The organism is Nonomuraea sp. NPDC003201, from assembly GCF_053590415.1.
In genome coordinates this window covers 21,026-31,604 of record NZ_JBSFTC010000120.1, presented here as the reverse complement: position 1 = coordinate 31,604, position 10,579 = coordinate 21,026, and the positions used below count along the sequence as shown (strand labels likewise).

Sequence of the window (10,579 nt, the reverse complement as noted above, 5' to 3'; positions counted from 1 at the left end):
TGCCGCGCCAGTTGCCCGCGCCGCCGCCGGTGTTCGTCGGACGCCCGCGCGAGCTGGCCACCCTGGACGACGCGCTGACCGGCGACGGCAGGGACCGGGTGGCGATGATCTCCGCCATCGGCGGGTACGGCGGCATCGGCAAGACCTGGCTGGCCCTGTACTGGGCGCACCACCACGTGGACCGCTTCCCGGACGGGCAGATCTACCTGGACCTGCGCGGATTCGACGCCGGGAACGCGCCGATGCCGGTGGAGACGGCCCTGCGCCTGCTGATCGGCGCGCTCGGCGCGGATCCCGCCGCCGTCCCGCAGCGGCCGGAGGAGCAGACGGCGCTCTACCGCAGCCTGACGGCCCGCAAACGCCTGCTGATCGTGCTCGACAACGCCCGCGACACCGCCCAGGTCGTCCCCCTGCTGCCGGGCACGCCCTCCTGCACCGTGCTGGTCACCAGCCGCAACCAGCTCCCCGGGCTGATCGCCGGCCACGACGCCCGCCACGTGCCGCTGGACGTGCTCGACGCCGCCGAAGCCCGCCGGCTGCTGGTGCACCACCTGGGGCCCGAGCGGGTCGACGCCGAGCCGGAGGCGGTGGCCGCCCTGGTGGAGCGCTGTGCCGGGCTGCCGCTGGCGCTGAGCATCATCGCGGCCCGCGCCCTGATGAGCCCGTGGCTCCCGCTCGCGTCCCTGGCCGAGGAGCTGCGCGCGGAGTCCAACCGGCTCGACGCGCTGGACGCCGGTGAGTTGTCGGCGGACCTGCGGACCGTGTTCGCCGCCTCGTACCGCGCGCTGGAGCCGGAGGCGGCCCGGCTGTTCCGATTACTGGCCCTGCACCCGGGACCGGACATCCCGCCGCCCGCCGCGGCCGGCCTCCTGGGCACGGACGCCCGGCGGCCCATGGCCGGGCTGGTCCGCGCGCACCTGGTCACCGAGCACGCTCCCGGCCGCTTCGCCCTCCACGACCTGCTGCGCGACTACGCGGCCGAACGGGCGTACGCCGAGGACACCGAGGCCGAGCGCGACGCGGCGCTGCGCCGCCTGCTCGACCACTACCTGCACACCGCGCACGCGGCGGCCCTGCTGTTCTACCCGAACCGGCGGGCGATCCAGCTGACCGAACCCCTCGCCCCCGGCGCCGTCCCGGTCGTCCTGCGCGACCACCAGCAGGCCGCCGACTGGCTCGCCGCCGAGATCCAGGCGCTGCTGTGGGCGGTCAGGCGGGCCGCCGACGCCGGGCTGGCCACGCACGCCTGGCAGCTGGCCTGGTCGCTGGCCGACTATCTCAACCGCCAGGGACGCCGGCAGGACATCCTCACCACGCAGCAGGCCGCCCTGGACGCCGCCCGGAACCAGGGCGACCTCGTCGGGCAGTGCCGGGCGCACCAGACCATCGCCCGCACCCATCTGCGGCTCGGCCGCTACGACGACGCCCGCGTCCAGCTCGATCACGCGCTCGACCTGGCCACCCGGCTCGGCGACCTGGCGCTCCAGGCTCGCGCGAACCACAGCCTCACCATGGTGTTCAGCGCTCAGGAGCGCCACAGCGAGGCCCTCGCGCACGCCCAGCGGGCACTTGAGCTGTACCGGGACCTGGGCGACAAGAGCAGCACCGCCGACATCCTCAACTCCGTCGGCTGGGAGCACGCCGAACTCGGGCACCACCGCGAGGCCGTCGACCACTGCGAGCAGGCCGTGGCCCTGTTCGAGTCGCTCGGCGACCCGTACGGCCAGGCGGCCGCCCTGGACAGCCTGGGCTACGCCTACCACCGCGCCGGCGACCACGACCGGGCCGCCGGCCGCTACCGGCACGCTCTGCGGCTGTTCCGGGAGGTGGGGGACCGCGGGGAGGAGGCGGCGTGCCTGCTCAACCTCGGAGACACCCACCAGTCCGCCGGTGACGAGGCGGCGGCCCGCCGGGAGTGGCGGGCCGCGCTGGACATCCTCGACGAGCTCGACCGGCCCGGCGACGATCCGGTACGGAGCAGGCTCGCCGCCCGCCTCGGCCTCACCGGGGACCGCTGACGGCCCCCGACCAGATCATCCGCGCACGGTGGAGGTCCTCAGCTCCGGGTCGGCGGCGATCTCGGCCTCGGTGAAACGCTCGGTGACCCACTGGCCGCGCGAGAACAGGACCGTCTGGTCGGTGTGGTGCGGCGAGCTGGGGTCGGCGGAGAGCGAATAGGTGAGGATGGTCCGCGTACGCGGCCCGGCGGGGGTGAGCTCGACGGCCATCATGAAGGTCGAACCGGTGTCCACCTCCGGGTAGCGCCCGTCCGCGCCGAGGATGCCGCTCATGCGTACCCTGTCGAAGCAGCCCTCGCCTTCGGTGCAGCCGGGGATCGGGACCGAGGAGTAGCGCTGCGCCTGGCCCGGGGTGAGCGTCAGGGGGACGCCGCCCGCCTGGAAGGCGGCCACGGCGTCGGCCAGGGCCAGCCGTACCACCGGGTCGTCGCTCTTGAGACCCCGGGGGGTGGCCAGCGGGCGCGCGGGATCGAACGGCACCCGCCACGGGCTGTAGACGGGCTCTCCCGGCTTGGTGGGGCGCCCCAGCCGCCCGAAGAACTCGCGCCACAGGATGGCCCCCCGGCCGTCCAGGGTGGCCCGCCCGTTCCACTTGAGCAGTGTCCGGCAGGCCTCGCGCACGTCCACCCGCTTGCCATCGGACGTGGTCAGGGTGCTGTCACGGCACAGCTTCGGCAGGTCCGGGCGCATGAGCTCGAAGGTGTAATTGCGCTTGCCCTGCACGCTCGCCTGCAGCGTCTCCAGGGTGAAGCCGGGAGCGCCGAGCCCGTCGGCGCCGGACAGCCGCTGGGCGATCATGTCCAGGCTGACGCGCGGGCGCGGCTCCAGGTCGGTACGCGCCTTGCCGAACGCGCGCGGGTAGCCGGTCAGCGGTGCCGACGGGTTCGTCATCCAGAAGGTGTTGTTGGAGTTGGCCACGTAGTCGGCGCGGGTCAGCCTCGGCCGGCCGCCGGGCCCGAAGACGCCGGGCACGACGGCGTCGCGGTCCTTGCCCCACAGGCACGCGGAGGTCGAGCCGTCCAGGACGTACTCCTCCAGGCCCTGGATGGGGGAGGGCTTGCCGCAGCGCTCCGCCTGGGCGTCGGTGACGTGGGGGACCATCGAGGTGTCGGCGAAGTAGGCGCTCCCGCCGACGTCGGTGGCGAGCGTGTGGACGAACGGCATGCCCTGGTAGGTGTCCTGGGCGGCACGCAGCTGGGTGAGGTTCCGCGCCCTGGCCATCGCCAGCCACTCGTCGGCCGCGCGCAGGTTGCCGGCGTTGGCGTCGGCCAGCGCGTAGGCGACCTCGCCGGTCTGCCCGGCGGCCAGCACCGGGCCGTAGCGCGAGGTATAGAGCGTGTGGTCCACGACGGTGCCGTCCTGGAGGGTGACCCGCACCTTCTGGTGGCCCATCGGCTCGGTCCGGCCGTCCACCCGGTAGCTGGTGCGGTCCACGAGGTCGAGCCGGTAGAGGTTGAACCGCTGGGCGTGGGAGACCGTGTGGGTCCAGGCCGTGGTCGCGTTGTGGCCGATCTGGACGACCGGCGTGCCGTACAGGCTGCCGCCGGAGACGTCGAGCACGCCGGGGATGGTCAGCTGCACCTGATAGAAGCGGCGGATCCCGTTCCAGGGGAAGTGCGGGTCGGCCAGCACCATGCCGTGGCCGTCTCGGGTCGCCCGGCGGCCGAGCGCCCAGGCGTTGCTGCCCGCGGCGGGCCTGCGCTCCGGCCCCTCGGCGTCGGCTTTTCCGACGACGTACTCCTTCATCCCGGCGATGCCGGTCATCTGGCTGAGGTCGAGCAGGTTGTTCCACAGGTCGGTCGCGGTGATGGGGCCGACCCAGGCCTTGCCCCGGCAGGTGGGATCCGGCAGGTTCGCCACGCCGGTCTGCTCCAGGTAGCGGTTGTACCCGGCGACGTAGCCGTCCACGAGCCGGCGCAGCTCGCCGGTCGGGCCCAGCGGCGATCGCCGGGCCAGCAGCCGAGGCACCACGCCGGAGTCGGCGACGCTCTTGTAGTAGACGTCGCTGACCAGGTTGGCGACCGGGCGGACCGGGTCGTCGGACTTCGCCTGAGGGCCGAAGTACCGGGACCGCTCGCCCCGTAACGTCACCACCCAGGAGGCCAGCACGCAGAGGTTGTCCTGCGCGAAGGCGTAGCCGTACCCGAATCCGAGCCCGCCGTAGTCCTTGGCGGATATGTGGGGAATGCCGTACTCGGTGCGCCGGATCTCGGCGGAGTAGCGACCGTCGTCCGCCAGGGCGGGCGCGTCGGTGCGCACCACCACCATGACGGCTGCGACCAGGGCCGGCGCGATCAGCGCGGCCGATTTCAGCTTCATCGCAACTCCTATTCGAAACGCGCGTTGTCGGGCGCGGTCATGCGCCCGAGCAGCGGTAGGGCGGTGAGGATCACCAGGAGGGAGGCGGCCAGGCCGCCGCCGAGGGAGGCGAAGTAGACCGGCCCGGGCATCGCGAGCGAGGCGCCCTTCATCGCGAGCTGGCCGATGAGCGGCTCGGCCACGGCGAAGCCGGCGCCGGCGGCGAGCACGGCGGCCAGGACGAGCGGCAGCGCCGACTCCAGCAGCACCACCGTGGCCAGGGTCCGCCTGGGCGTGCCGGCCAGCCGCAGCAGCGTGAACGGCTGCCTGCGCTCCACCAGGCCGCCGCCGACCGCCACCACGAGGCTGCAGCCGCCCGCGACCAGGGTGAGCGCGACCATGGCCAGCGCGATGCTCTCCGCCCTGGTGTACAGGTCGGCCCTGACCTGGGCGACCTCGGCGAAGGTCATCGGCGCCTGCGCGGAGTAGCCGGCCACCAGGGTACGCAGCCGCTCCAGCGTCGCCGCGTCACCCGTACGGATCATGACGGCCATCAGATCGAGCCCGGCGGCGGAGGCGGACTCGCTGGCCGGTCCGGCCAGCGGGAGGAGCTTGTCGATGGTGAGGGGATTGTCGGCGCCGACGACGCGGTCGAACCGGCCCAGCACGGCCTGCGCGCCCGCGGGGCACCGGCCGAGCACGGGGAAGCGGGCCAGGTTCGAGCACTCGACGACGGAGGTCGCGGGCGGCGAGCCGTCGGGCGGCGGGCGCAGGCTCTCCAGATCCGCCCTGGCGTAGATCGGCAGCACGTCCACGCCGGGCTGGGCGCGTACCTGGGCGAGCAGGTCCGCCGCCGCCCGCGGCGACAGGCTCGCGATGCCCGGCCGCCAGAGCGTGGCGCCCAGCACGTCGTTGAGCGTGCCGCCGGCCACGGCCCGCTGGCCCGCGACCACCGTGGGCACGAGGGCCGCGATCGTCGTCCCGATGAACACCGCCAGCACCAGCCCGCTCACCGATCTGAACGCGGTCTTCGGGTCGGCGGCCAGGCGCTGCGCGGCCAGCAGCGTCGCCGCGCCGCGGGTCAGCCGGGCGGCCAGGCGCGCGCCGAGCATCGTCAGCCACGGCCCGGCCAGCACGAGCCCGGCCATGGTGAGCGCGATCCCCGCGTTGGCGAGCAGGGTGTCGGCTTTGCCGTCCTTGAACGCCGGACCCGCGAGCAGCCCCAGTCCGGCGAGCAGCGGGACCATCCGCCACGCTCTCGGCGGCGGCGGGGCGGCCTTCCTGGCCACGCCGAGCGGTGAGATCCGCACCCGGCGCAGTGACCACAGGGAGGCGGCCGCCGCGACGACGGGCACGCAGGCGAGCACGGCCGCGTACTGCCAGAGGCTCGGGACGGCCAGCTCGGGGAAGAAGCGCGAACCGGTGATCCGGATCCCGGCCACGACCGGCCGTACGAGCTGGAAGAGCACGACGCCGGCCAGCGCGCCGAGCAGCGCGCCCAGCGCGGCGTCCACCGCGGCGAGGATGTTGATCTGCCGGGAGGTGGCGCCGACCAGCCGGATCGCCGCGAAGCGCGTCTCGCGGCGGGCGGCGGCCAGCCGGGTGGCGGTGCCCACCAGCACCAGCAGCGGGACGATCAGCCCGACGGCGGCGATGCCGAACCCGAAGCGATAGACGTCCGCGCTCCGGTCGACCGCCGGCTCGGTGGCGATCGTGTCGACCCGCCGGGTGCCGATCATGGCGGCGACCTGCTGCGGCGTCCCGCCCACCACGATGACCAGCTCGTCGGGCCCGGCCAGCGCGGCCCGGCCGATCAGGCCCGCCCGCGTCCCGGGGAAGCGGGCGGCGAGTTGCTCGCGCGGCGCCGAGTCCAGGAGCCGGGCCAGCGCGGGCGAGGCGTAGTACTGGCCGGGGCCGGGCATGCGGGACAGGCCCGGGATGACCGGCGCCCGGCCGCCGAGTGCGGCGGCGTCGAGCCTGGTGATCGTCCGGCCCGCGTAGAAGTCCTCGCGGAGGTTCCACAGAGCGCCGTCGCCGGTGGCGTCCAGGGCCCAGCCGCTGGGCGCCGTGCCGCGCGCGCACTCCCAGCAGGGCCGGTCGCCGGTGGCCTGGAAGGCGTTGAACAGCGACAACGTCGCCAGCAGCACCGCGACGCCGACCGCCACCCCGGCCACGATCAGCGCCAGCCGGGCCGCCGTCTCCCTGCCGCTGCGCAGCGACAACCGCAGCCCCAGCGAGATCATCGGAGGACCCCGCCGGCGTACGGGTCGGTCACCTTGCCGTCGCGCACCACGACCTCGCGGTCGGCGCAGGCGGCCACCCGGGCGTCGTGCGTCACCACGATCACGGTGGCGCCCTCCTCGCGGGCCAGGCCCACCAGCAGGTTCATCACGTGCTCGCCGGTGAGCGAGTCGAGCGCGCCGGTCGGCTCGTCGGCGAAGATGACGCGCGGCCCGGTCACCAGCGCCCGCGCGATGGCCACCCGCTGCGCCTGCCCGCCCGACAGCTCCCCGGTACGCCGCCCGCCCAGCCCGGCCAGTTCCAGCCGCTCCAGCCAGGACGCGGCCCGCGCGTACGCCTGCTTGCGTCTGGTACGGCCGAGCAGCAGCGGCAGCGCCACGTTGTCGGCCACCGTCAGCTCGGGCACGAGCTGGCCGAACTGGAAGACGAACCCGAAGGCGGTACGCCGCAGCTCGCTGCGGCGGCCGTCGTCCAGCGTGTCGAGCCGCCGCCCGTCGAACCACACCTCGCCGGTGTCCGGGGTGAAGATCCCGGCCAGGCAGTGCAGCAGCGTCGACTTGCCGGAACCGCTGGGCCCCATGATGGCCAGGACCTCGCCCGCGGCCACCGACAGGCCGGCCTCCCGCAGCGCGGGCGTGCTGCCGAAGGAGCGGCTGATGCCCTCGGCCCGCAGCAGAGCGTTGACGATCATCGTTCGCGCACCGTTTCGGCCAGCGCCCCCAGCCTGGCCTGGGTGACGTCGATCCACCGCAGGTCGGCCTCCAGCCGGAACAGGGCATGGTCGGCGAGGAGCGTGTCGATCAGCGCGCCGCCGCGCTTGATCTCGGACAGCTCCCGCATGCGCCGCAGATGCGTGGCGCGCTGGGCGTCGAGGTAGCCCGCCGCGTCGCGGCCCAGCATCAGCGCCAGCACGACCTTCGTGAACAGCACCGTCTGCAGGTACGGCTCGGCCTCGACCGGCTCGGCCAGCCACCTCTCGACCTCGCTCCGGCCGACCGGGGTGATGGCGTAGCGCTTGCGGTCGGGGCCGTCGCCCGGCTCGCTCTGCCCGGCGGCGATCTTGCCGTCCCTGACCAGGCGGGCGAGCGTGGAGTACACCTGGCCGAACGGCAGGGACCTGCCCCCGCCGAAGTAGGTGTCGTAGTCGCGTTTCAGGTCGTAACCATGGCTCGGCTCCCGCTCCAGGAGGCCGAGCAGCGCAAGGGGAACGCTCATGCCGGGAGACTATACTCTGAGGGTATATCCGCGGCGTATAAACGCCGAGCTCGCCGGATCTTCGGCCTGCGAGCGGTCCTAGAGGCGGATGCTGATCTGCGCGCCGTGCTCGCGGAAGCCGAGCGCGCGGGCGCGGCCGCGTCCAGCCAGGGGCGGAAGCCGGCGGCGGCGAGGACGTCCCCGCCTTCGCGGACGGCGTAGGCGGCCGAGGCGATCTCCTCCAGGCCGGACTCGTCCGCCTCCTCCTCCGGCACCGATTCGAGCAGGGCCCGGATCGCCGGGTGATCGGCCGGCAGGCGTTCGGCGACGGGCGGGGCGGCGACGAAGTCACCGGCGTCCCCGCTCGCGGGAAACGTGACGGGGGTGCCGGCCAGGGCCGCCCACAGGTCACGCGCCCGGTCCGGCGCACTTCTCGGCATCCTCCGATGATCGCTACCGCAGGCCTCCGGGGCCGACCCGGGTGCCGCCGAAGAGCGCCGCGTGACCGGCGACGAAGTTCTTGACGCTCGTCGCGGGCCGTCCGGTGATGGTCTCGACGTCGTGGGTCAGGCGGGCGTAGCGGCCCCGCGCGTGCAGCCGCGCCATGGTGGAGATGTGCTCGGCCACGTGGTCCGGCAGCTTCGCCTTGCGGAGGTCCCGCTCGATCCACTCCTTCAGCGGCATGTCCACGTACGTGATGCGCCGCCCCAGGGCCTCGGAGTACTCCGCCGCCACGGCGTTCATGTCCTCCGAGCGCGGGCCGGTGAGCTCGTACACCTTGCCGACGTGCGGCGACGGGGCGGCCAGGATGGTCGCGACGACCTCCGCCACGTCGCCCGCCGCGACCGGCGAGGTCCGCGCGCCCCCGAACGGCAGGCGGATCTCGTCCCGCTCGGCTATGGAGGCGGCGGCGAAGAGGGTGAAGAAGGGGTGTTCGAGGAAGACCGTGGGCCGGACGACGACCAGCGGCAGCCCGGACCAGGTGAGCGCCTGCTCGGCGAGCCAGTGCAGCCGCTGCTGGCGTGACTCCTCCGTGCTCGTGGTGGTCATCCCGGAGACGGTCATCTGCGAGAGGTTGACGAACGCCCCGATGCCGGCGGTCTGGCGGGCCACGGTCGCCATGGTGACCGCGCCCTCCAGGTACGACGGCGAGACGCTCATGCTGAAGAACACCCGGCCGACACCGTGCATGGCGGGGACGACGTCGGCGGCGCGCGTCATGTCGGCGACGACGACCTCGGCCCCCGTGGCCCGCAGCGCCTCGGCGCGCTCGTCCTCGCGGTGGACGAGCGCCCGGACCGGGAGCCCCTGGCGCCGCAGCGTCTCCACGACGGTCCGGCCGACCGCTCCGACGCTGCCGGCGGCGCCCGTGACGAGAATCGGTCTGTCCTGGGGCATCGGTCACCTCCCTGACCTCACCCCAGCAAACTCGGGACGATTCCTCCACCGGGACGCCCGGCGGATGGCGATGTCGTTAATCCGGGACCATCAAGATTTCGCCAGTGGTGCCGAGCTCAGGAGGGATCGACGTCGGCGATGGCGACGGAGAAGACGACCCGTTCCTCCTCGCCCTCGGTGAGCCCCCACAGCTCGCCGGTGGCGTACCACTGCGACAGGTCCTCCGGCCGGTACGCCCAGCTCGTGTGGGCGCTGATCGTCCGGGGCGTGGTGGCGACGTTCACGGTGGCGAAGCGTCTCCTGGGGTCGGGGCCGGGGTGCCCGCCGGCCGCCATGTTGATGTAGAGGAGGTCGCCGTCGGACTGGACGCCCTGCACGTCGCTGATGGCGTCGGCGGGGTCGGCCGGGACGGTGGACACCCAGGCCTGCACGGGAGCGTTGATGAGCCGGTAGTCGCCGTCCGGGGGCGGCTGGAACCGGTAGCGGACCAGTTTGGTGCCGGCCGGGGAGCCCGTGGAGCCGCTGGAGGCCTTGTAGGTTCCGGTGATCAGGCTGGCGCCGCCGGAGCTGTGGCGGTCCAGGGAGACGTAGTCCAGGCGGATGGGGGTGATGTAGTGGCGCACCTCGGGGATGACGTACTTGTAGTCGCCGCCGCTCCCGTCCCGCTTGCGATAGATCTTGCGGGTGTCGAACACCCGGATGGTGTTGTAAGTGGAGTCGGGGCCCGAGTAGCCGTTCCAGTTGGTGCTGGAGGTCATGAACAGGTAGGGGCCGTACCAGGCCAGGCCGCCGCCGTGACCGTACACGCGCCGCAGCTTCCCCTGGCCGTCGACCCACACGGGCAGGACGTTGCGGTAGCGGCGGTCGTCGAGGTCGACCACCGACAGGTTCACGGAGTTGGTGCGGTAGTCGGGGTTGTCCGGGTCGGGGGAGTTCAGCCAGACCCAGCTGGTGATGAGCGCCCGGTGGTCGCCGCCGATCGGGGTGCCGTCGAGCTGGGCCTCGCCCGAGGTGGCCAGCCCCTGTGGCACCCAGGGGGAGTGTGGGAGGTCCTCCTTGTCGCCCTGGGCGGCGGTGGGCCAGCAGAACCAGGAGCGGACCGGCACGCGCGGCAGATAGGCCGCCCGGGCGGCGCAGCCGGGGTCCTCGTTGCCGGGCAGCGCGACGCGGTCGGTCCCGCTGAGCGCCCCGCCGATGCCCACCTGCTCGTACTCCGCCGTGAGCGGCACGGTGTACGGGTCGGATCCGGCGCGCAGGTCGAGGCCCGTCAGGCTCAGGGGCTGGAGTGGTGCCGTGGCCGTGGTCAGGGCCGACGCGGCGCCGGGCGACAGCGCGGGCGCGGCCAGGACGCACGCGGCACCTATCCGTACGAGCCAGGTCAAAGGGGTGGTCATGGAGGTGCTCCTCGTTCGACGCCGAGCTTCGAACCT

8 protein-coding genes are annotated in these 10,579 nt (G+C 73.7%); 1 reads left to right on the top strand and 7 read right to left on the bottom strand.

From position 1 onward, the window contains the following. The coding region (locus ACWDX9_RS33180) for an ATP-binding protein (protein ID WP_449960917.1) at window positions 1-2,018 on the top strand (2,018 nt) is incomplete at its 5' end. Window positions 2,019-2,033: 15 nt separating this feature from the next. On the opposite strand, the gene ACWDX9_RS33175 is transcribed toward ACWDX9_RS33180, so the two are convergent. The 7 genes from ACWDX9_RS33175 to ACWDX9_RS33145 form a co-directional block, all read right to left on the bottom strand. Further along, window positions 2,034-4,337 (bottom strand): penicillin acylase family protein, encoded by a 2,304-nt coding sequence (locus ACWDX9_RS33175; RefSeq protein WP_449960914.1) that lies wholly within the window; start codon window positions 4,335-4,337, stop codon window positions 2,034-2,036. Between the two features lie 8 nt (window positions 4,338-4,345). Further along, window positions 4,346-6,559 carry an FtsX-like permease family protein gene (locus ACWDX9_RS33170; RefSeq protein WP_449960912.1) on the bottom strand — a complete coding sequence of 738 codons (2,214 nt, stop codon included), beginning with the start codon at window positions 6,557-6,559 and terminating at the stop codon, window positions 4,346-4,348. Further along, window positions 6,556-7,248 (bottom strand): ABC transporter ATP-binding protein, encoded by a 693-nt coding sequence (locus ACWDX9_RS33165; protein ID WP_363982765.1) that lies wholly within the window; start codon window positions 7,246-7,248, stop codon window positions 6,556-6,558. Before ACWDX9_RS33165 ends, ACWDX9_RS33170 begins: the two co-directional genes overlap by 4 nt. Further along, window positions 7,245-7,772, bottom strand: a complete 528-nt coding sequence (locus tag ACWDX9_RS33160) for a PadR family transcriptional regulator (RefSeq protein WP_449960910.1) — start codon at window positions 7,770-7,772, stop codon at window positions 7,245-7,247. Before ACWDX9_RS33160 ends, ACWDX9_RS33165 begins: the two co-directional genes overlap by 4 nt. Then, window positions 7,769-8,191 carry a hypothetical protein gene (locus ACWDX9_RS33155; protein ID WP_449960907.1) on the bottom strand — a complete coding sequence of 141 codons (423 nt, stop codon included), beginning with the start codon at window positions 8,189-8,191 and terminating at the stop codon, window positions 7,769-7,771. Before ACWDX9_RS33155 ends, ACWDX9_RS33160 begins: the two co-directional genes overlap by 4 nt. Window positions 8,192-8,204: 13 nt before the next feature. After that, a complete protein-coding gene (locus tag ACWDX9_RS33150; RefSeq protein ID WP_397374202.1) occupies window positions 8,205-9,149 on the bottom strand; it encodes an NAD(P)H-binding protein in 945 nt (314 codons plus the stop codon). A 116-nt stretch (window positions 9,150-9,265) separates the two neighbouring features. After that, on the bottom strand, window positions 9,266-10,543 hold the full coding sequence (locus tag ACWDX9_RS33145; RefSeq protein ID WP_449960905.1) for a hypothetical protein: 1,278 nt from the start codon (window positions 10,541-10,543) through the stop codon (window positions 9,266-9,268). Window positions 10,544-10,579 lie beyond the last annotated feature (36 nt).

Excerpts from the sequence above, each read along its gene's own strand:
- ACWDX9_RS33175 (WP_449960914.1), bottom strand. The coding sequence starts at position 4,337 with ATGAAGCTGAAATCGGCCGCGCTGATCGCGCCGGCCCTGGTCGCAGCC.
- ACWDX9_RS33150 (WP_397374202.1), bottom strand. The coding sequence starts at position 9,149 with ATGCCCCAGGACAGACCGATTCTCGTCACGGGCGCCGCCGGCAGCGTC.
- ACWDX9_RS33170 (WP_449960912.1), bottom strand. The coding sequence starts at position 6,559 with ATGATCTCGCTGGGGCTGCGGTTGTCGCTGCGCAGCGGCAGGGAGACG.
- ACWDX9_RS33160 (WP_449960910.1), bottom strand. The coding sequence starts at position 7,772 with ATGAGCGTTCCCCTTGCGCTGCTCGGCCTCCTGGAGCGGGAGCCGAGC.
- ACWDX9_RS33165 (WP_363982765.1), bottom strand. The coding sequence starts at position 7,248 with ATGATCGTCAACGCTCTGCTGCGGGCCGAGGGCATCAGCCGCTCCTTC.
- ACWDX9_RS33155 (WP_449960907.1), bottom strand. The coding sequence starts at position 8,191 with ATGCCGAGAAGTGCGCCGGACCGGGCGCGTGACCTGTGGGCGGCCCTG.
- ACWDX9_RS33145 (WP_449960905.1), bottom strand. The coding sequence starts at position 10,543 with ATGACCACCCCTTTGACCTGGCTCGTACGGATAGGTGCCGCGTGCGTC.